Consider the following 20,372-nt stretch of genomic DNA (forward strand, 5'->3'; position numbering starts at 1 on the left):
TTGAGTTTATATGACCTCAAATCTTGGTCTGGTAATGGTCATTAAATCCATCTAGTGAGAATAAGCGAGCCTAATTAGAACGAGTGTATGTACCTAGAATGTGTGCATTCAGCTAGAGTAAGTGCATATGTTTAGAACAGTAAGCGAATGTACTCTTTGACTTTCTGTATATGGGCGAACCTATCTACTTCACAATGCTGGCTTTCATCTAAGAAATGTTCAGCGTATCGCTGATCGATCCCATTCTCTAAAAATAGAACGTACAGCTTCGGATCAATATGACCAGAGGTCGCCATGTCAGTCATTATATTAAGTGACTCATCAAGAGATTTTCCTTTTTTATAAGGACGATCACTTGAAGTTAATGCTTCAAATACATCGGCAATTGCCATAGCTCTTGCTGGTATTGATAGCTGCTCTTCATTTAAACCTCTTGGGTAACCTTTTCCATCGACTCGCTCATGGTGACTGCCAGCAATATCTGGAATGTTTTTCAAATGCTCAGGATAAGGGAGTTTGTTCAGCATGGTGAGCGTTTGAATGATATGGTCATTTATCATGAAGCGTTCTTCATTGTTTAATGTGCCACGCCTTACTTTCAGGTTATGCAATTCACCTCGGTCGTATTTAACATCTGTAGGTTGTAAAACGAATGATTCCGTCCACACATCTATTGGGCTAAACCCCTTGTCCCAAGGCACTTTATGAACCGGTTTGTCTGCTAGAAGTGGTTCCATTTTCGGTAAGTAGGTTTTGTTTTCATGGCGCTGTTTTTCAACCCAAGATACTCCTAGTTGATCATCTAAGGTTCTTTTCCATCTGCGTTTAGAAATCGCATCCAAGCGCTCTATTTTCTCATCCTCCATAAATTCCCCACCCAAATTGCATTGGGCGACAAAAGCAAACTCTTCGTCTAGTTCGTTATGGATGTTATCTAGAATCTCTTTCTGCTGATCTTTATTTTCGCCATTCGCGATAGCTTTCCAATAGTCGGTTTCTGCTTGTTGTTTAAGTAGCTCAAATCGCATTCTTATCTCGTGAATACGGTCATAAATAGTTTCGAGTTTTGTCGCTTTGTCCACTACGTATTCAGGTGTGGTGACTTTTCCGCAGTCATGTAACCAAGAGGCTAAGGTCAACTCTTCCCATTGTTTTTTATCTAAAGAGAAGTGAGGGAAGTAACGACTATCTTGCTCGGTGATTTCAGCAATCCACTTAGTAAGCTCAGGAACACGCTGGCAGTGCCCCCCAGTGTAAGGAGATTTAGTATCAATAGCGGAGGCAATCAATTCGATGAAGGCATTAAGCATGTCTTTTTGTTGCTGAAGTTGGTCAATATTATCCTTGGCTATTTCAGCAAAGCTGAGTAGCTCTCTTAAGAATGCATGCTTATCTGTTTGCATTTGGTTAATCGAGCGTTCATACCCAATCACCACAATCCCAACAAGCGCTCCTTCTCTATTCATCAACGGAAATAGGTATAAATCAGAATTAAATATGGAGTTTTGATGACGTTTTAAGGCGTTATCATCTCTATTTAAATGAATGGTTTCACCCGCTTTAAGTTTGGAGAGCAGCCAAGGCGTGTCTTTGATGAATTCATTGATGTCTGCTTTGAAAGGAATGATGGCGTGGTTCGCCTCCATCTCAAATACATCCGCTTCATCAGATTGAACAAATAGCACAATAGTTTCAGCTTTGGTAACAAGGTAACTTTGATGAGCGATGGTTTTTGCGAGTACATTGAAGTCTTGGTTACTTGCCGTGTCACGCAGCAGCTGTAGCAGGTCATGAAGTGTATGCTCCATCAATTCAATGGATTGAGTGAGGTTTGAAACCTCTTTAATCATGCTCTTTGGGTAGTGGGTTTTTTTGAAGTCAAATCGTGAGATGTTATCTGTCAGTTGCATGAGTGTTTGCAGCGGCATAGAAAGGCGGTGAGCGACGAACCACACCAATATAAAACATACGGCAAGTAAACCTAAGGCAACAGTAACCTGTTTGTCTCTCATTGAAATTAAGTCTGCCAACAAATCGTTCTGAGGCGTTGCTTCTGCCAACATCAATGTGACGTTATCTGTAAGGAGAACTGGCGTCATCGTCAGTGCCCATTCATTCAAGTTGTACTCAATGTTTTGTACAATTGTTTTTGTCAGATCGGGTTCATTGAACAAACTCGCTAGAACTGATTTTTCTAATGCCTCCCTTTGCTTTTCTTGAGTCCACTCATTATTAATGTCTAGTTGATGCTGACCTAATAGGTTGAAGTTTTGGTCAAATAGGGCGAGGCGGGTTTGTTTGGAATACGCCAAATTACCAATTTGTGAGGATAGAGAATCAAGAGTGAAATCGGCACCAATAACGTGCCCGCCATCCGCTGAACGCCTTGATAAAGTAATACCGGATGTTTTTAGGAAATGGAACATATAGGGTTCTGATAATCGTATCTTTCCATCTGGTTGAGCACTAATAAACCAAGGGCGGGTTCTTGGATCAAATGTATTGTCGTTTGTTATTTTATGCCCTACTTGTTTATGTGTACCATCAAGAAATACGATTTCACTTCTACCCGTCAAGTCAGCACTGTTGATCATCATTGTTGCTTTTGCTGGGGCTTTATTAGCTTTTCTATGCTTATTGGAAGTTAATGGTCTAAAAATGGTAAATGAACCATCATTAGCGGTGTAAAACAGGGCAACCAGGTTTGGATTTTGTTTGAAGATGAGATGAATAGAAGCCAGCCATGGTTTTTGTTCAAGAGATTCACCTTGATGACGAATAAAAGAGCTAACAGCCATGAAATCAAGAGTGGTTAACACTGGAGCGACAGTTTGCTTGAATACTGATTCCAGTTTGTTGCTATGCTCTTTACTGAGCTCTTGTACGGTTCCTGAAAGTAACTCTTGAGAGTGTCGATAGCTAATAGAAATGAGTACAGCACCTACCATGGTGGTAAGTACAAGGAATAAGCTCGTGATGTGTATACTCAGAGGATAACGACGTTTTTTCATTCCATGATCCATGTTCGCAAACTTTTATAAGTATTGACTAACTTTTATAGGTTGCAAAAAATTGTTGGAAATTTAGTTACTTGAATATCTTAAGAATTGAGCTAGTTACTGATAGGTGATCTTTCTTTTGTTTGCTGCAATTTGTCACTTTGGGCTGTTAAACTGTCACTAATTAAGAAACGAGGTCATTGATGATGCAGTTGCAAGTAGATACGCATACACATACTTACGCTAGTGGGCATGCTTACAGTACATTGATTGAAAATGCGAAAGCAGCAAGTGAAAAAGGGCTTAAGATGTTCTGTACTACGGATCACTCAGAGTCTATGCCTGGCGCTCCCCATTATTGGTTTTTCAGTAACCAGCGTGTTCTTCCTCGCTTTATTCATGACGTGGCTATCGTTCGAGGTGTGGAATCTAATATCCTCAATACCGCTGGTGAAATAGATATCCACCCGAGTGTCGATAAAAACCTTGATTGGGTGATTGCTAGCTTTCATGAGCCTGTATTTCGACCTGCCGATCGCGCTTCTCATACTCAAGCCTTGCTCAATACGATCAAAGGTGGACGAGTGGATGCGCTAGGTCACCTTGGTAACCCTAATTTTGATTTTGATTTTGACGCGGTTATTCAATGTGCTACTGAACATAATGTTGCTATTGAAATTAATAATACGACCTTAAAGGGTAATAGCCGAGTGGGTAGTGTTGACCGTTGTTATGAGATAGCTCGAATTGCTCGTGAGCATAATGCTTTTATCACCACTGGCAGTGATGCGCATTTCTGTGATGCGATAGGTGGCTTAGAGCTGGTTTCTGACCTGCTAAATAAAGTTGGAATAAACAGTTCAAAAGTGATCACACACTCAACGCAGCAATTTATAGATTTCCTTGAGCTTCGTGGCCGTAAAGCTATCCCTGAATTTGATATTTTGAACGATTAAATGCCTTCTCAGTGAACATTTCGCAACATTCAATTTTTGTGCTGAACGAAATTTTGTATACACTAGCAGCCAAAATAATAATGCCTTAGGCAACCCTGTTTTATTGGAGAAGTAATGAAAACTCGCTCAGTCCTTATATCTGGTTTTTTAGCTGTATCTATTTTGTCAGCTTCTGCATTTGCAAGTGTTGATTTGAAAAAGAATATGCAAGAAATGAAGCTTGCTTTTAAACAAGCTGCCGAAGCGCAAAGTATTGAAGAAATGAAAAAACCAATTGTGCGCTTAGACAGCCTAGTTGCGGATTTGAAAACGGGTGTTTACCCAATAGAAAAAGAAGCCAACTACATGGAAGGCTTTAAGAAGATTACTGCTTCATTAGATAGCATTGAACAGAAGCTAGATAACGGCAAATTTGATGAAGCGAAGCAAGAACTTCGTTCTATTGATGCGTTACGTGAAGAGTACCACGAGAAGCGTAACCCAAGTATTTGGAGCAAAATTTTTGGCTAAGGCTAATTTTGGCTAATGCTAGTAGTTAATGGAGCTATTAGCATGTCATATTAGCTCGAATAAAAGAGTTTTATTGAGTCGTTGTTAGCTTGTAATTATCCTGCTCAAGACATACAGGTTAAACGACCTTAACAGATGCCCACGACCTTTAGTTCGTGGGCGTTTTTATTGGAAGTGATTTGTTCATTTTATTAACTGTGCGTTAGCTTCAACTTTTCATCTATTACTTCGTCTTTACTTTTCCCAGCCGAGTAATTTCGACATAATGTACCAATCATTTATAGAATCTATTGAATAAGCCTGTTTATATTTCATGGCGATAATGCGTAATACCCCATTTAACCGTTCAATGTTATTAGCCACAGCGTTAAGTTGGGTGCTGGTAACTTTGATGCCTGTTATCAATGCTCATGGTAACAGCGCTGGAGTGTGGGCTTCATTATGTACGCTTAATGGTTTTAAACTGGTTCAAATAGAGGAAGGAACGCCAGAAACTCACAGCGGGAAACCTTGCCCGTTTAGCCACTTTTCTTCCTTTCATTCCGATGAACTTTTAACGACACTACTTCCTACTCGATTGAGTTTTATTGTCGAACATAACTATGCTTTTTTGGCTCTAAGCTCCCGTTATGTGAGGCAAGCCCCAAGAGCCCCTCCTTTCTAAAGACTCTTTATTAGCTTATTTGTATAGCTTAGTCATATAGCTCCTTTGTATAAAAGAGCACTCTGATACAAATATCAGTATTCAAGCAAGTACACGTGTATTTATAACTTTTCGAAAGGCTTAAGCCTTCGGTGTACTTGGAAAAAAGTAAAGTCAACGCGCTCAATTGCCTTCTGTTTTTACCGAGGGTGGTTTGTGTGTGTAAAAGGAAAAAACAATGTCGAGAAATGATTCTCAACCAAAGCAAGTTAACCGTTCTAAATCCCTATATTTTCTAACATGGCGCTGGCATTTTTATGCTGGTTTGTTTGTTATCCCATTTATGTTGATGCTTAGTTTAACGGGTCTTGTCATGTTATTTGATGATGAGATTGAAATGGCTCGCTACCATGAAGTGTTAAGTGTCTTGCCAGAAGATAACATTACGCTTGTTTCAGAACAGTTAAATGCTGTGCAGGAGAGTTACCCAGACACAGCGGTGACCCAGTTTATACCTGCGAAAGAACCGACCCTCGCAAATCGATTTTCAGTTAGGTTTGAAGATGGTCGTTCACTTTTTATCACCGTGAACCCCTATACTGCCGAAGTGATGGGTGAAATAGACAGAAGCGATAGTTGGTATCAACTTGCTAATGATATTCACGGCACTCTGTTGATTGGCGATTGGGGTGATTACCTGATCGAAATTGCCGCGAGTTTATCAATTTTATTATTGGTAAGTGGTATTTACCTTTGGCTGCCTAGAGATAATGCTTCTAAAGCTGGTTTTCTGAAAATACGTGTAGGGTCTGGACCTCGTGTATTGATGCGTGATTTGCACGCGAATATCGGAGGTACGCTCTCTTTAGTGCTTCTATTGTTTATTTTATCTGGCTTAGCATGGGCGGGCATTTGGGGCGGAAAGTTTGTTCAAGCTTGGAGCACTTTCCCTGCTCAAAAGTGGGATGATGTGCCGTTATCCAGCCAAACACATACCAGTTTGAACCATGGTTCTGAGGAAGAAGTGCCATGGAATTTAGAACAAACCCCTTTACCTGAATCTCATGACCATTCTGCGATGGGTGATGAACATAGTAGCCATGTCATGTCATCAAATACGGTGAATTTCGACTGGCTGGTGGAGCAGAGTAATGCGCTTGGTTTTACGAATTACAAGCTGAACTTCCCACGCTCTGAAACAGGAGTTTATACCTTAACAGCGAATACCATGAGTGGTGATATTACTGACCCGACTCAAGATAGAACCATGCATATTGATCAGTATTCTGGTGCAATTCTAGCGGACGTTACATGGGATGATTATAACCTTATGGCTAAAACCATGGCAGCTGGTATCGCGCTGCACCAGGGGGATGTGAGTATCTTCAATAAGGTGCTGAATGTTTTATTTTGCTTGGCTTTTATTTTGGTTTCTGTCACGGGAGCATTCATGTGGTGGGTGCGTCGCCCTGTAGGGAAGGGAACGATTGGTGCGCCTGCAAAGTTTGAACAAGATGGCATTTGGAAAGCGGGCTTAGTAAGTTTAATTATCATCTCACTGTTATTTCCACTGGGGGGGCTGACGATAGCATTGGTATTACTGGTTGATTGGCTGCTGATTAAACGCATCGAGAAGCTGAATTTGGTGATGAATTAGTTGAATCCTAAAACAGGAATTCATAATGAATAGTAAAAACTAAATAGAAAAGAAATAGTACATAGGAATACAACGAATAGGCGATTACTAGTCAGGTTACTGGCTAGTAATCGTCAGCGATAATTTTATTCATCTGTAGCGAGTTTATCGCTCAAATGCTCCATTGCATAATCAATGAATACTCGCAGCCTAGCAGGCATGTACTTGGTCTGAGCGAACTGCAGTGCAATAGCTCCGTGGTAATTACTTTTTATATTCCAGTCTGACAAAACTTGTACGACACTGCCTTCTTCAAGTGCATCTTGAATCACGAAGTCGTGGAAAATACCAATTCCTAATCCACTTTTAACACCGTTTAGACGCATTTGAGAGTGGTTAACAGCGTAACGCCCTTTAACCGCCACAGTATGAAATTCATCATCTTTTAAGAAATCCCAAATATGGTCTCGGTCGGTCTCTGCAAGGTATATACAGTCGTGCTGGATTAAATCGGTAGGGTGCGAAGGTATTGTATTGCTCTCTAAATATTCGGGACTAGCACATAAGACTAAATTAGTTTTACCTAATTCTTTAAGTACTAAGCTTTCATCTGGCTTATCCGTTAATCGAAAGGCTACATCAATTCCTTGCTTGAAAATGTCAATGTCGCCGTCTGCTGCTCTTAGCTTGAGTTGAATTTCTGGGTATTGATTGAGGAAGGGCACAACAAATGGTTGAAGAACTGAGTTCAAAAAAGCTTCTGGTGCAGCAACTGTGAGTGACCCCGAAGGTTCACTGTGGTCTGAATTCGAAGACTCAATGGCTTGTTGCGCAGCATTCACCATTACTACGCTTTGCTCATACACACGTTGCCCTGCTTGGGTAATGATGAGCTTACGAGTCGTCCTCTCGAATAACTTTACAGACAAAGCATGTTCTAATCGTGTGATCAGCTTACTTAATGCAGAAGGTGTTACCCCGAGTTGTTTTGCGGCAGCCGTAAAACTGCCTTCATTAACTACTAAGATAAATGCAGCTAAGTCAGGAAGTAATGAGAGAAGTTTCGGGTTGATCATATAAACCTATTGCCGGTGCCTGAGAGCCATTCAATAAAAAAGCACTATCCTATTTATTGGGCAGTGCTTTACTTTTGGTACTTTGGTTATTATAGCAAAGTCATCATTAAGCTAGGGCGAAATACATTAATCAGTATGCCAGAGCTTGCAACTTAATGCTTACGGCTAGGACCGTTGCGCACTAGGTCTTTACCGTTTTCGAAGACTTCTTTTGAAATCCAACGAGCAAGTAAAACTTTATGGCTGCTATTAAATACTGCCACGAAGTGACGACCGTCTGAGTTATTTGTTGCCATACCTACGCCTTCGACACCTTCTAACCCTAAACCGCCAGCTTCAACGGCAATAAGGAATTTTTCTAGTTCTTCTAGGTTATCAATTACATCTAGTTCGTCGTTCATATGGATACTCTTTTTGTTGTCATGCTCTGAAATAGGTTTGCGTTTGGGATGTACCAGCCGCATTGAAATCAGAACAGTTTGTATTGTGTTTTCTATGGGGCGTACTTTACAGATCATGGCGCTTTATGGGAACTGTGTTCGAGTATTTATTCATGTCTGTTAGCTGAGTTATTTGTACTGTAGGTTTGGTTACTCCGTATCTAGCTTGTAAGATGAACGTGAATGCATGCTGATTAGGATGAAAACAGCAATGAACCAAGACCAAAACCGAGTAAAAAAAGCCACTCGACTTGAAAGTGTTATGAATTCTGCCATGTGGCATTTAACCCAACGTGATATGACAGAAAGTGAGCTGTTGGTTAAGTTACGTGTGAAAACAGATAATGAAGAGTGGATAACTGAAACGCTCAGTAACTTGCGAGGTTACGGCTACCTTAAATCTGATCAAGATTTTGCCGAACAGTTTACAGAACAAGCCTACGCTGGGGAGTTTGGGTCAAAGTACATTGTAGAAAAGCTCAAGAAGAAAGGCTTACAAGATTCAATCATTCATGATGCGATTGAAAAGGTTAAGCAGGCAAAAAATATTGATGAACAAGCCATGTTAATAGAGAGAGTCAATAATTACTATCAAACCTTTACCATGAGTAAAGAGAAGGTTGTAGCAGCATTACAAAAACGCGGCTTTACTTATCAGCAGATAAAAGAAGCTTTAGCGCAGCACGAAAATGTTTCAGAGTTGAAATCGAACTTAGAAATAAAAGTAGAAAAGGCCGATTTAGAAAAAGAAGTCTTAAAATACGCGCGAAAAGGGAAAGGTCTTACGGTAATCAGGCAAGAACTTAGGATGCGTAAAATTGATATTGCGGATTTAGAAACTGTGGTAGAGAAGGCGATAAATGAAGACATGATTGATTTTTATTCATCATGCTTAGAGCAGCTACAGAAAAAAAATTATGACTTGACCACCCATAAAGAACGTTCAAAAGCTTATGCAATGCTTACTCGTAAGGGCTTCTCGTCGGAAGAAGTGAAATTTGCTATTGCAGAAGCCCAAGAAGAGAATTAAAGACGGAACTTGTCAGGCTCGTGGAATACAAACTAGCGACCTTTAGCTTTAGCTGAAGGTTGTGAATTGGTGTCTTCAGCCATCCCCAAGCCATTTCTAAGTGCAAATTGAACTAGGTCGCTGTGGTTTTCCAACTCAAGTAAGTCAAGCATTCTGTACTTGTGGGATTCAATAGTACGTGAGCTTAGGTGGAGTTTGTCTGCGCATTGCTGGGCGGTAAGCCCTTGTGCAATTAAGGCTAAAACTGTGCTCTGCTTTTTGGTCAGCAGTAATAACTTATCAGCATCATTGACGAGCGAGGTTTCACTCTGTTTAAGGGATCGAAATAGAGTGGAGTGCTGCCAATAGCAAAGCCACATTTCGCAAACAAGTTTTAAGCGTTGTAAATCTTCATCATTTAACCCTTCAGAGTTATCGAAGAAATTGGTAAACGAAAGTGCGCCCCAGCGCTGCCCAAAAAGCTGTAAAGGAATAATGCAATGCCAACGTCCCCCTTCTTTATACAGTTGCTTTAAAACGACGTTTTGGCTTTTTTCCAGTTCTAAGGTACTAAACGTGAGATGTGGCTTGGATGTTTTCAGTAACTTTAAATAGTCAGTATGGTTTTTTCCAAGGAAGTTCTTCTTATTGATTGGCGGGATGTTTTCACGAGCAGCAGAAGCGGTTTTTCCTTCTTCAAGGAGAACCATTGAATTTGGAAATAAGGTTAACCTATCAATATTAAACCAATTTAATACTTCAAAGCTGGTTTTAGACCACGTGGGGTTAAAGAGTCTTGGGTCACAGTTAATAAGTAAACTGGACTGATTCATAAGAAGTTGTTCAAAACTTAGTTTTTTACCGCTCATTTATTCCTCTTCACTGCCTGCATTTAGTATAACTAATGGTTCTTGGTCTATTTTCAACTTCACACACCTTACCTTGAGTTTCACATATCCTACTATGTTTGTGACGATAAGTGGCATATAAATAATAACGTTTATGAATTTCATTACCGCTTCATATATAAGTCTGTCGAATGGGTTATATGCTGATTGTATGCATTGACTAAGCAATTAATGCAGTAAATATACTGCATGAACTTTCACTTATTTTTAATAAAATATTCAGCTGGTCTTTTAAGTTTTATATTTAGCTGAGCATATATGAAGCCATTTATAACCCTAATTCTGCTGTCTATTTTGATACCAAGTATTCATGCCGCACCTGTTTATACTTACGCGCAATCCCCAATTCATTCGAATGTCCTTTCGACTCAATTAAGAAAAGCAGAGCCGAACCAAGTTGGTTCTGTTGAATTTAAGTCATCATATACAATCGCCAGTATTTGGGCGCACACCAGTGAGTACTCTCTTGATTATTATCAGAACCAGAGCAGCGTTGCTGTTGAATGGCAAATTTCGCCTATTTGGAAGGCGGAGATAGATTACCGAAGAGTAACTGCTAAAGATAATGGACTAGATAGTTTTGTCATGGGGTTTCACGATCTATTCGGAATTGGCCAAAATGGTCGAGATACCGTTCCTGAAGATCAATTTAGTATCTCTATTCCAGGCGCAGGGGTGCAGATAGATGACTTTGAAGGAGAGACTCTAACCAGTGCTATCACTTATTATAGTGAGGTACTAATTTTATCGAGAGGCCCTTCTTCCCTTTCTGCTGGAGCGTCATTGTTTTGGAATAATGTAAGAGACGGGATGTTTGAAAGGAAAAGTTTTGAACAGGGTGCTCAGCTCAATTATAGCTATATCAATGCTCAAAACAGCGTTTTCGTCACGCTTGGAGCCGTGCATCGAAACTCTGATGAAGAGGTAACTTTAGAAAATAGAAGTCTAAGTTGGGCGGTAGGCTACGAATACCGTTTTAACAAAGCACACAGTGTGGTGATTGAGTCACTGAATTACCATGGTTGGGCAAGTAATGACCCTGACTTTTCAGAACCTTCCAATGAGCTTGTTCTTGGGTATCGATACCGCTTTTTACAACGAATCATGTTCGAAGCGTCGATGACAGAAAATATGAGAAATATGGATAACAGTACTGATATTGGTTTTACATTAGGTCTTCGAATGTCAATTTAAAGCTATTTAAATGCCAATAAGCAGTAAAATTACGGTACTGACATCTTTGTAAATGAATAACAATCACTGCCATCCAAAAGGAGGATGTATAAACCTCCCAAATACATGTTTAAAACAAGGTAGTGAAAATGAAAAAGACCCTCGTAGCTATTGCAATCGCAAGTATCTCTTCATCAGCATTTGCAGTAAGTACAAGCAGCCAAAACAGCAAAAATGAAGATATGTTTGCATTCGATTCTATGCATAAAGACCAATTCTCTGTATCTGGTTCTTTTGGTGTAGGTGGCTACTACGATACTGGTTCAAAAGCATTTTACGATGATTGGGCTACAGGTCTTACTCTTGCGGTTAACTACCGTAACAATCGTTTCGTAGGTTACTTCGAAACAGATTTCATGCTGAACTACACAACTGATAACAACGTAACTGACGCGAATACTGCTGGTTGGGCTAACGGTATTGATTCTGGTCCTGCAACAGATGTTGATAAAGCATGGTTAGGTTTTGACACAGGTGTTGGTATTGCTTCTTTCGGTTTCGAAAATGATACAGCTTTAGACAAAGTTGATGGTGCGGGTGATAACACTTACGAGTACGGTGCTTCTGCAAGCGATGCGTCTGATGCATTTAACGTTGTTAAATTTCAAGGTTCTGTTTCTTCAATTGCTTATGGAATTTCATACTTTGAAACGGATGACGACCACACTGATGCCGATAAAGGCGTGAATGGCTATGTTGGTTTTGAGCAAGGTATTGTGAACATCTACGCAGGTTACGAAACCCGTGATGACGCTGATTACGACGTGTACACAGTGACAGGTAACGTAAAAGTGGGTGACATTAAAATCGGTGTGAATACATGGATTGAAGAAGGTAACACTGTAGTTAAAGGCCACGACGACTACGTTGAAGATGCAAAAAATACAGGTTACTACGTTTCTGCGGGTTACTCACTTAGTGAAGATCTAACACTAGCTGCTGGTTACGCTGCAAACTCTAAAGAAGCTCAAGGCAAGTCAGATGAAGACTTCTCATACATCAACATTGCCGCAATGTACCGTATTGCAAACAATGCAGACATGGGTATTGATATTAAGCAAGAGCTAGACGCTGGCTTTGATTACGATGAAGAAACTCATGTATTCGCAGCCGCTTATTACTACTTCTAAGTTTAATTTAACCCGTTTACGAGGTTAAACAATTAAGAGGAAAATGGCACTAGCACGGCTCATCTTGTTTAAATGGAAGAGTCGTGAATTAGGTTTGGTAAGTTTGATTTACCAGCCCGTTCTCGAAGCTTTTCCTCTTGTTACACCCTGCATCCACAGTGAGTGAACTTATGGCCACTTTGTCTTTCGAAGTGGCCTTTTTATTAAAAGAGTTGTCACATGATTAAATCGATTACTGCTGAAGGTATTATTTACAACAACCCAGTTATTTTCGAATGCTTACCAAATAAAGATGGGTTATTTGAGTTAGTTATAAAGAAGGGAAGAGACAATAGAGCTGAGCCTCAGGCTCCAAAAGTTAAGCATTATGCGGATTCTCTCGACCAAGCTTGGAACATGATGAAGAAAGGGAATTACTACTTAGTACTAAGTGGAAGCCTAAGTGGTGTTCACCGAAAGTCACTAAGAGGAATTAACTCTCTTGATATTTGTTTTGAAGGGGAGCTAGTATAGTTGGCTATTGGCTATTGGCTATTGGCTATTGAATTCGTCTGTTTAGGCAGCTCGATATTGAAATGAATGGGTTGATTAGTATCTTTCGGTCTAGATAGTTAGCCAACCCACATGTTCATTTTTTGAGACTATTTCATGTTGGATGTGGTGAGCGTTTCGCTCTTTTCTTGTAAGTAATCTTTTTCGAAAAGATCGACAGCCATAGGTCTAGCAAAGAAATATCCTTGTCCATAATCGCAATCTTGTTCTAGTAAGAAGTTAGCTTGTTCTTGAGTCTCAATTCCTTCTGCCACCACTCTAATACCTAATTGATGTGCCATTAAAATAATGGCAGAGCATAGAGTGTGCGTATTAGTATTCACTTCTGATCCTGAAATAAAGCTTCTATCGATTTTTAACCCGTCAACAGCAAGCTGTTGCAAGTACATAAGGGACGAAAATCCAGTGCCGAAGTCATCCAGCCATACTTCTACACCTAACTGCCTGAGTGAATCTAGGGTTTTCTTTGCGCTTACCTTATTTTCCATTAATGTGGTTTCAGTTACCTCAATCTGTATTAGCTTCGAAGGTATCTGATATTTGTTAAGTTGTTCATCAATGAAATTAGAGACTTGTTGATCACGTAGTTGCCGCGCAGATACATTAAATGCAACGTGGAAGTTATCTAAGCAATGTTCTTTATTCCAAAGCGAAAGGTTACGGATGACTTCTTCAATTACCCATTCACCTAACCGAACAATCAGTCCGTTTGTTTCAGCAATTGGGATGAATTCATCAGGGCCAATAAAGCCTTTTTCAGGGTGAATCCATCGAAGTAAGGCTTCTGCACCAATGACTTCTCCTTTATTCAGGTCGATTTTGGGTTGAAACCACACCTGAAACTGAGAAAAATCAGACATTGCGAGCTGTAAGTCTTGTTCGATAATAACTCTGCGAAGTACTTTTTGTTCCATCTTCTTAGTGAAATGACGGAATGTGTTTTTACCGCTGGCTTTCGCCGCATACATAGCAATATCTGCTTGTTTCACCAGTTCTTCTGCTGATAATTCATCCTCAGAAAGAAAAGCAATACCGATACTTGCACCAATAAAAACGGACTCATGTAGCTCATTAATCAGTATTGGTGTCGATAGCTCATGTAATAAAGCGTTGGCAATGGTTGAAGTGTCCTCAACACCGTTTACATTCGGGATACAAAGCAAAAATTCATCACCACCAATACGAGCAACTTGCTTATCGATGGGTTCTAGGTTATTTAGGGCATTCAAACGCTCAATCACGGATAAAATTCGCTTGGCTACATGTCTTAAAAGGTCATCACCAGCTTGGTGCCCTAAGTTATCATTTACGTTTTTGAAGCCATCAAGGTCTATAAAAAAGATAGCCGATTGAACGTTATCTTTTCTGCTGCTTTCGATTAAGCTTTCAATGTAAGTGATGAAATTAAGACGGTTAGGCAGTTGTGTCAAAGGGTCGTTATAAGCCAAGAATTCTATACTATCACTTCGTTGTTTTAGCTTTTCATCCATTTCATTAAACGCCATGGCTAGCTCACCTAGCTCGTCGCTACGCTTGATGGTGTTATGATTTTGATATTCACCTAAACTGATGTGTCGCGATTGAGTTACCAGTTTTTTAATTGGGTCTACAAACTTATTAATTAAGAATGATAATAAAACTAAGCTAACACAGAAAATAATGATAAAAGCGGCTGTGAGGATTCTAGAGTTCAGATCGTGACTATTTTGCTTAATGTCTAGAACAAGGTTTTTGTGTTCAGTGATATCTCGCCTAACAGCCTCCAAAGACAAAACTAAAGCCACGCCACCCAATAATTTATTGTCTAGGCTTAATGGGTAGGCGAGTGTTAATGATTTTTCATCGATATAGAGGTATTCCTTTTGCTCCGTTAATATCGATGTTTGCAAATCTGGGCGGTTGATTGGCTTCCCATAGTCGCTATTTAGCCCACCGGAATGGAAGATATTCCCCTTAGTATCAAAAACAATGACTTCTTCAATACCTTTACTGTTCGAAATAGGTTCAATAAGGTATTGCACACCATCAAGATCGAAGAAATACATAGGTTCAACAAGAGAATAAGCCAGTGAATCAATAATAATGGTGGCTTGCTCTTGCGCATAAAGTACATATTTCTCTGAAATTATTTCAGATGTGGAGTTCAGAATATTATTTGTGTATTTATGTTTAATATATAGCTGTGACAGAGTAAGACATGTAATCGTGAGGATTATAAATGTCATACTACCTAAAATAATCCTGCCCTTTAATTTCATTTTTGTTTACTACTTGATGTATGACTGACTAAAGGAGTAATAAGCTCGAGTTTAGAACCAAGTTGATCAATGCTATTTCGATCTTGTGGTGTTAATACATCAAACTTACTTGTACTTTTAAATGCCATAAGCGCTTGTTTTCCAGTTGTATTGCTATGCGCATTAAACAGCGTGAGCATAATGGCTTTTTTCAAATCTTCATTTAGTTTTGAACGAGTAAGCATAATGGCACGTGGTTGTGGCTGACTTTTGTGGAAAATCACTAACTGAGATTTAATATTATTTGGAACTTCTTCTACCCAATCTAAGTTGCTGAATACAGACGCCGCCACAATTTTATTGTGAACCCATGACATCATATTTGTTTCATCACCATAGCGTGAAACTTCATCAGAAAAGAAAAAGCCGATAGAGCCAGGCGGTACGTTATCACGTGGCGAGGAAACTTTATGTAATTCGTAGCCACTTTCAAGCAGTGTGATTGCAGGAATTAAAAAAGAGCTCGTTGAACGGTGATCCTCAAACACAATGATTTGACCTAATAAATCGTCAAAGCTATTGATGCCGCGATCTTTCCGAGTGAAGAAGATGGAATAGTACTCTTTACTTCCTCCTTTCCATTGGCGAGCAATCATATCCGCCAATTTTGCTTCTTTTAGCTCATAAGCTGAAAAGCTTGTTTCAGAAATTAAATCAACTTGTCCTGTTCTGAATAGCTCTTTCATTTGATCTAGGTTTTTTGCCACTTTCACTTCACCTGAAGTGATTCCATAGTCTTGCAAATGATCGGCTAGATAGTCGGCAAGCTGTTGTGAACGCTTAAAAGCTTTTTTCGGCTTCGAGCTAATAACGCCTAAAACAATACTTGAGCGTTGAGGTTCTATCGCGTGCTCTTCGTTAGCGTATGAGGATGAAGTCATCAGCAATAAAGGCGCTAAGGTGACACACACAAGCCCCGTAATACGAATAACTGCACTTAAAATCAGAGTCATATCTTCATCCTTACAAATAGAGTAGCGAAAATATACTTTATCACGACCATTTACTGTTCATCATTCTATAAATGACACGTTTGCTACTAATTTATGACATCTATTGGCGTAGGAATAGGTGACTTTACAATGTAAATCAGTATTTCATTAAAGAAGGCTACACGCTGAGTTTAGAATTGGACACCATAACTATATCGACTACTAACCTTTATAATTGTAGTTAATTATGATTGGTTTGAGAAATGTAATTAAGAAGAGAAATGTAAGCATAGTCAAAGTGGGCTAGACATAATAAATTTAGAAAAAAGATGAGGATAGAAGTGAAAAAAGCCACCCTATTAACGAATAACAGGGTGGATTATTTGGCTGGGAGTCCTAAAGTTCAATATTCATAATGATAATATTAACGATTGAACATTAGAGTATGACTCGTTATTTCATACCATCAACTTGCTGTTGTAACTGTTCTAGTTGCTGAAGCTTCGCTTTCAAACCAAGAGATTGAGAGCTGATTGAAGCTGGGTTCAACATAGTACCTGTTTGCATTGGGTACTGTGGCAATGTTTTGAAGAAATCGCCTAGAACGTCTTGAATAGGGACGAATAGCCACATGTTATCTGCCATCCAACGCATGTACATTGTAGATTCGTGCGGTGCTTTTTCAAATGGGTCAGCACGTAAGTGAATGATTTGAGGCCAGTTCGGCGTAAAACGTACGGCGTTAACAATGTTGCCTTCCATTACAGCAAAGTTAAGCTTCCAATCATTCCAGCGTACTGCATTGAGCTCACCGTTTGCTGTAAAGTAAAGTAGCGACTCACGTGGACCTTTATCTTCTTTACCTGCTAGGTAAGGCATGAAGTTGTAACCATCAATATGAACTTTGAACTCTTTACCGTTAGCTTTATAGCCTTTAGTCAATTGTTCTTTCACATCAGGAACACCAGCAGCTGCCAATAGTGTTGGTAGCCAGTCTTGGTGAGCCATCATTTCGTTCATTTTAGAACCAGGTTCAATCACACCAGGCCAGCGTACTAGTTGTGGTACACGCATACCACCTTCCCAAGTTGTGCCTTTTTCACCGTGGAATGGTGTAGCACCGCCATCCGGCCAAGTTGCGGTTTCTGCACCGTTATCTGTTGAATAGATAACGATAGTGTTGTCTGCAACCCCTAAGTCATCTAGCTTGTCTAGCAAAATACCAACTTGGTCATCATGCTCCAACATGCCATCTGCATAGATACTCACGCCAGATTTACCTTGGTATTTCTCTTGTAGACGAGTCCAAACGTGCATACGAGTTGTGTTGTGCCAAATAAAGAAAGGTTTATCTGCTTTAACCGCTTTTTCCATGAAGGCTAGAGAGGTTTCAAGGAACTCTTCGTCTGCATGTTCCATACGCTTACGCGTCATAGGACCCGTATCTTCAACTTTACCGTCTGAGTAAGATTTGATTACACCACGAGGACCGTAGTTTTTTCGAAATTCAGGGTCTTTAGGGTAGTAATACGTTTCTGGTTCTTCTTCTGCATTCAAGTGGTAAAGGTTACCGAAGAATTCATCAAAACCGTGGTTAGTTGGTAAGTGCTGATCTTGGTCACCTAGATGGTTCTTACCAAATTGTGCCGTCATGTAGCCTTCGTCTTTCAACAAGTCAGCAATGGTTGGAGCCCAGTCAGGAATACCGTGATCAGAGCCCGGCATGCCGATGGTCAGTAGACCGGTTCGGAAAGGTTCTTGACCTGTAATGAATGCTGAACGACCTGCAGTGCAAGATTGCTGACCGTAATGATCGGTGAAAAGTGCACCTTCATTCGCGATTCGATCAATATTTGGTGTCTCGTATCCCATCATGCCTTGGTTATAAGCACTGATGTTCCAGTAACCTACATCATCACCAAAAATGGCAAGAATGTTCGGTTTCTCTGCGGCAATGGCAGCGGTTGAAGAGGCAAGTAAGCCAACGCCAACTGCTATCTTGTTTAAGTGATTAGCCATAAGGACTCCATTGTCATTAAATGCTGTTGAAATAAACGCACATGCGTTCCTTGGCAAGTAATGTAATAAGAAGCCTGCTACCTGTCGTCTTATAGCCACTATAACCAAACGTTATAAAGTTCTATTCATCACACTGAAATAGTCGTTAGCCCTCGCTTAGACACAAGATCAAAGCCGTCTGATCTTGTTTACACTTTCATTCGTAGGGTTACTTGTGTCACAAATTTTTAATCTGATGGCATGTATCTCAATCTATGGAATTAAAAATATTATGTGTTTGGTTGAATAGTAATTGTCTGATTTTTGTTCTATAGGTTAATTGCAGGATGCTACTTACTTAGATAAACAGGGGCTTATATGATGTCAATGAAAGGTACCAACTATCGCTTAACTCTACTCGCAGCCATTTTAATTGGGGCATCGGGTAGCAGTATTGCAGCAGAGAAACCCAATATATTGGTGATCTGGGGCGATGATATTGGGCAATCGAACATTAGTGCGTACACCTTTGGCTTGATGGGGTATCAAACTCCGAATATAGACAGTATTGCTAAAGAGGGGATGATGTTTACGGATTATTATGGTGAACAATCTTGTACTGCGGGGCGTTCTACTTTTATTACAGGGCAGAGTGTTCTAAGAACTGGGCTGAGTAAAGTAGGTCTGCCAGGCGCTGATATTGGTTTACAAGCTGAAGATGCCACGATTGCAGAGCTGCTCAAGCCAATGGGATATATGACAGGGCAGTTTGGTAAAAACCACCTAGGGGATAAAGACGAATTTCTTCCAACAGCACACGGGTTTGACGAATTTTTTGGCAACCTTTACCACCTGAATGCTGAAGAAGAACCTGAGAATATTGACTACCCGCAAGATCCAGAGTTTCGTAAGAAGTTTGGTCCACGTGGTGTGATTAAGTCTTTTGCTGATGGAAAAATTGAAGATACGGGTCCACTCACTCGTAAGCGAATGGAAACGGTGGATGATGAAACTGTGACAGCGGCTATCGATTTCATGGAGCGTGCTGTAAAAGCAGAGAAACCATTTTTTGTTTGGTGGAATGCCACCCGAATGCATTTCCGCACTCATGTAAAACCAGAGCTACAAGGCTCTACTGGTATTAGTGAATACGCTGACGGTATGGTTGAACATGATAATCACGTAGGGGCAATTCTTAAGTCAGTTGATGATCTCGGCATTAAAGATAACACCATTGTTTTCTATTCTACCGATAACGGTCCTCATATGAACTCGTGGCCAGATGCTGGTACAACGCCATTCCGAAGTGAGAAAAATACAAACTGGGAAGGCGCGTACCGTGTTCCTGCGATGGTTCGTTGGCCTGGTAATATCAAACCGGGGCAAGTTTCTAATGAAATCATGCACCATATGGATTGGTTGCCTACCTTTGTTGCCGCAGCGGGCGACGATAAAGTTAAAGAGAAGCTTTTGAAAGGGCACAGTGCTGCTGGTAAAGATTTCAAAGTTCACCTTGATGGTTATAACTTCTTACCTTATTTGAAAGGGGAAGAAACAGAAGGTCGCCGGGATGAGATTTTCTACTTTACCGATGATGGGGATTTAGCCGCACTTCGTTATAACAAGTGGAAAGCGGTATTCATGGAGCAGAGAGCGAAAGGGACATTACAAATTTGGGCTGAACCATTTGTGACTTTAAGAGTACCTAAACTGTTCAATTTAAGAATGGACCCGTATGAAGTAGCAGATGTGACCTCTAATACTTATTACGATTGGTTAATTGACCACGCCTATATGTTTGTACCTGCTCAAGCGTATGTCGCGAAATACCTTGCCACCTTTGAAGAGTTCCCACCTCGCCAAAAAGCCGCCAGCTTTGGGTTAGATCAGGTAATGGAAAAACTCCAAGAGCCGCATAGTAAGTAGCAACTATAAGGGCTCTTCGGAGCCCTTTTTATCTCCTTAAACGTATTTAAAGCCGAACTTTTCTTCTAGTTTCTTATCTCTGAAAAATGACGAGTTGAAAGAAAATGAATCTTAAAGTTCAAACTAG

At 40.2% G+C, this 20,372-nt stretch carries 16 protein-coding genes; 9 read left to right on the forward strand and 7 right to left on the reverse strand.

Going from position 1 to position 20,372, the window contains the following annotated elements; genetic code table 11:
• Window positions 1–131: 131 nt before the first annotated feature.
• Window positions 132–3,011, reverse strand: coding sequence for an HD domain-containing phosphohydrolase (locus OCU78_RS15485; RefSeq protein ID WP_137372129.1), 2,880 nt, complete (start codon window positions 3,009–3,011; stop codon window positions 132–134).
• A 194-nt stretch (window positions 3,012–3,205) separates the two neighbouring features.
• Between OCU78_RS15485 and OCU78_RS15490 the strand changes: the two genes are divergently transcribed.
• The 4 genes from OCU78_RS15490 (at window position 3,206) to OCU78_RS15505 (ending at window position 6,765) form a co-directional block, all read left to right on the forward strand.
• Window positions 3,206–3,955: a phosphatase gene (locus tag OCU78_RS15490; RefSeq protein ID WP_137372278.1), complete on the forward strand. Its 750-nt coding sequence runs from the start codon at window positions 3,206–3,208 to the stop codon at window positions 3,953–3,955.
• Between the two features lie 114 nt (window positions 3,956–4,069).
• Window positions 4,070–4,465: a cytochrome b562 gene (locus OCU78_RS15495; protein WP_137372130.1), complete on the forward strand. Its 396-nt coding sequence runs from the start codon at window positions 4,070–4,072 to the stop codon at window positions 4,463–4,465.
• A gap of 322 nt (window positions 4,466–4,787) precedes the next feature.
• Window positions 4,788–5,129 carry a hypothetical protein gene (locus OCU78_RS15500; protein WP_137372131.1) on the forward strand — a complete coding sequence of 114 codons (342 nt, stop codon included), beginning with the start codon at window positions 4,788–4,790 and terminating at the stop codon, window positions 5,127–5,129.
• Window positions 5,130–5,346: 217 nt separating this feature from the next.
• Window positions 5,347–6,765 carry a PepSY-associated TM helix domain-containing protein gene (locus OCU78_RS15505; RefSeq protein ID WP_137372132.1) on the forward strand — a complete coding sequence of 473 codons (1,419 nt, stop codon included), beginning with the start codon at window positions 5,347–5,349 and terminating at the stop codon, window positions 6,763–6,765.
• A gap of 125 nt (window positions 6,766–6,890) precedes the next feature.
• Here the strand turns inward: OCU78_RS15505 and OCU78_RS15510 are convergent, their stop codons facing one another.
• Complete coding sequence (locus OCU78_RS15510) at window positions 6,891–7,820, reverse strand: LysR family transcriptional regulator (protein WP_137372133.1); 930 nt, start codon at window positions 7,818–7,820, stop codon at window positions 6,891–6,893.
• 152 nt (window positions 7,821–7,972) lie between these two features.
• Window positions 7,973–8,221, reverse strand: coding sequence for a hypothetical protein (locus OCU78_RS15515; protein WP_137372134.1), 249 nt, complete (start codon window positions 8,219–8,221; stop codon window positions 7,973–7,975).
• A 301-nt stretch (window positions 8,222–8,522) separates the two neighbouring features.
• Between OCU78_RS15515 and OCU78_RS15520 the strand changes: the two genes are divergently transcribed.
• The gene (locus tag OCU78_RS15520) at window positions 8,523–9,290 is read left to right on the forward strand and encodes a RecX family transcriptional regulator (protein ID WP_137372279.1); all 768 of its coding nucleotides are present in this window, start codon (window positions 8,523–8,525) and stop codon (window positions 9,288–9,290) included.
• 32 nt (window positions 9,291–9,322) lie between these two features.
• Here the strand turns inward: OCU78_RS15520 and OCU78_RS15525 are convergent, their stop codons facing one another.
• On the reverse strand, window positions 9,323–10,138 hold the full coding sequence (locus tag OCU78_RS15525) for a response regulator transcription factor (protein ID WP_137372135.1): 816 nt from the start codon (window positions 10,136–10,138) through the stop codon (window positions 9,323–9,325).
• A gap of 297 nt (window positions 10,139–10,435) precedes the next feature.
• Between OCU78_RS15525 and OCU78_RS15530 the strand changes: the two genes are divergently transcribed.
• From OCU78_RS15530 to OCU78_RS15540, 3 genes are all read left to right on the forward strand, one after another.
• Window positions 10,436–11,371, forward strand: coding sequence for a DUF3187 family protein (locus OCU78_RS15530; protein WP_137372136.1), 936 nt, complete (start codon window positions 10,436–10,438; stop codon window positions 11,369–11,371).
• Between the two features lie 128 nt (window positions 11,372–11,499).
• Window positions 11,500–12,540, forward strand: a complete 1,041-nt coding sequence (locus OCU78_RS15535; RefSeq protein ID WP_137372137.1) for a porin — start codon at window positions 11,500–11,502, stop codon at window positions 12,538–12,540.
• A gap of 219 nt (window positions 12,541–12,759) precedes the next feature.
• Window positions 12,760–13,053: a hypothetical protein gene (locus tag OCU78_RS15540; RefSeq protein WP_137372138.1), complete on the forward strand. Its 294-nt coding sequence runs from the start codon at window positions 12,760–12,762 to the stop codon at window positions 13,051–13,053.
• Between the two features lie 128 nt (window positions 13,054–13,181).
• On the opposite strand, the gene OCU78_RS15545 is transcribed toward OCU78_RS15540, so the two are convergent.
• The 3 genes from OCU78_RS15545 to OCU78_RS15555 form a co-directional block, all read right to left on the reverse strand.
• Complete coding sequence (locus OCU78_RS15545; protein WP_167493986.1) at window positions 13,182–15,317, reverse strand: bifunctional diguanylate cyclase/phosphodiesterase; 2,136 nt, start codon at window positions 15,315–15,317, stop codon at window positions 13,182–13,184.
• A 29-nt stretch (window positions 15,318–15,346) separates the two neighbouring features.
• Window positions 15,347–16,342, reverse strand: coding sequence for a phosphate/phosphite/phosphonate ABC transporter substrate-binding protein (locus tag OCU78_RS15550; protein WP_137372140.1), 996 nt, complete (start codon window positions 16,340–16,342; stop codon window positions 15,347–15,349).
• A 432-nt stretch (window positions 16,343–16,774) separates the two neighbouring features.
• A complete protein-coding gene (locus OCU78_RS15555; protein ID WP_137372141.1) occupies window positions 16,775–18,340 on the reverse strand; it encodes an arylsulfatase in 1,566 nt (521 codons plus the stop codon).
• 357 nt (window positions 18,341–18,697) lie between these two features.
• Between OCU78_RS15555 and OCU78_RS15560 the strand changes: the two genes are divergently transcribed.
• On the forward strand, window positions 18,698–20,245 hold the full coding sequence (locus tag OCU78_RS15560; protein WP_137372142.1) for an arylsulfatase: 1,548 nt from the start codon (window positions 18,698–18,700) through the stop codon (window positions 20,243–20,245).
• Window positions 20,246–20,372: the final 127 nt, after the last annotated feature.

Origin of the sequence: Vibrio gallaecicus, from assembly GCF_024347495.1 — a bacterium.
In the GTDB taxonomy this organism is placed as follows: Bacteria; Pseudomonadota; Gammaproteobacteria; order Enterobacterales; family Vibrionaceae; genus Vibrio; species Vibrio gallaecicus.

Coding starts and splice junctions, on each gene's coding strand:
- OCU78_RS15545 (WP_167493986.1), bottom strand. CDS start 15,317: ATGACATTTATAATCCTCACGATTACATGTCTTACTCTGTCACAGCTA.
- OCU78_RS15485 (WP_137372129.1), bottom strand. CDS start 3,011: ATGAAAAAACGTCGTTATCCTCTGAGTATACACATCACGAGCTTATTC.
- OCU78_RS15500 (WP_137372131.1), top strand. CDS start 4,788: ATGCGTAATACCCCATTTAACCGTTCAATGTTATTAGCCACAGCGTTA.
- OCU78_RS15510 (WP_137372133.1), bottom strand. CDS start 7,820: ATGATCAACCCGAAACTTCTCTCATTACTTCCTGACTTAGCTGCATTT.
- OCU78_RS15555 (WP_137372141.1), bottom strand. CDS start 18,340: ATGGCTAATCACTTAAACAAGATAGCAGTTGGCGTTGGCTTACTTGCC.
- OCU78_RS15525 (WP_137372135.1), bottom strand. CDS start 10,138: ATGAGCGGTAAAAAACTAAGTTTTGAACAACTTCTTATGAATCAGTCC.
- OCU78_RS15505 (WP_137372132.1), top strand. CDS start 5,347: ATGTCGAGAAATGATTCTCAACCAAAGCAAGTTAACCGTTCTAAATCC.
- OCU78_RS15520 (WP_137372279.1), top strand. CDS start 8,523: ATGAATTCTGCCATGTGGCATTTAACCCAACGTGATATGACAGAAAGT.
- OCU78_RS15560 (WP_137372142.1), top strand. CDS start 18,698: ATGATGTCAATGAAAGGTACCAACTATCGCTTAACTCTACTCGCAGCC.
- OCU78_RS15490 (WP_137372278.1), top strand. CDS start 3,206: ATGCAGTTGCAAGTAGATACGCATACACATACTTACGCTAGTGGGCAT.
- OCU78_RS15495 (WP_137372130.1), top strand. CDS start 4,070: ATGAAAACTCGCTCAGTCCTTATATCTGGTTTTTTAGCTGTATCTATT.
- OCU78_RS15535 (WP_137372137.1), top strand. CDS start 11,500: ATGAAAAAGACCCTCGTAGCTATTGCAATCGCAAGTATCTCTTCATCA.
- OCU78_RS15550 (WP_137372140.1), bottom strand. CDS start 16,342: ATGACTCTGATTTTAAGTGCAGTTATTCGTATTACGGGGCTTGTGTGT.
- OCU78_RS15530 (WP_137372136.1), top strand. CDS start 10,436: ATGAAGCCATTTATAACCCTAATTCTGCTGTCTATTTTGATACCAAGT.
- OCU78_RS15540 (WP_137372138.1), top strand. CDS start 12,760: ATGATTAAATCGATTACTGCTGAAGGTATTATTTACAACAACCCAGTT.
- OCU78_RS15515 (WP_137372134.1), bottom strand. CDS start 8,221: ATGAACGACGAACTAGATGTAATTGATAACCTAGAAGAACTAGAAAAA.